The sequence below is a fragment of the Streptomyces sp. AC555_RSS877 genome (assembly GCF_019049245.1).
GTDB lineage: Bacteria > Actinomycetota > Actinomycetes > Streptomycetales > Streptomycetaceae > Streptomyces.
In genome coordinates, this window is record NZ_JAGMUK010000212.1 from 1 (window position 1) to 380 (window position 380).

At 69.7% G+C, this 380-nt stretch carries 1 protein-coding gene; it reads left to right on the forward strand.

All coding sequences use genetic code 11. The features are described 5' to 3' along the window. The coding region (locus KUM49_RS49465) for a hypothetical protein (RefSeq protein ID WP_254402639.1) at window positions 1-380 on the forward strand (380 nt) is incomplete at both ends.

A 380-nucleotide genomic window follows, 5' to 3' on the forward strand; every position in this document is an offset into this window, starting at 1 on the left:
ACGGGGGACCGTGCCCGTTGGACGGCGGAGGGGCAGTTGCTGTTCGTCGGCCGTGCGGATGAGCAGGTGAAGATCCGTGGTTTCCGGATCGAGCCGGGCGAGACCGAGTCCGTTCTGGCTGGGCATCCAGGCGTCGGGCAGGTGGCGGTGGTGGTGCGGGAGGACACCCCGGGCGACAAGCGCCTCGTCGCCTACGTCGTGCCGGTGCGGGCCGAGGACGCTGTGCCGACTGGCCTGGTCGGTGAGGTGACGAGCTCCGAGCTGCGTGACTTTGCGGCGGGGCGGTTGCCGGAGTACATGGTGCCGTCGGCGGTGGTGGTGCTGGATGAGTTGCCGTTGACGGTGAACGGGAAGCTGGACCGTAAGGCGCTGCCCGCTCC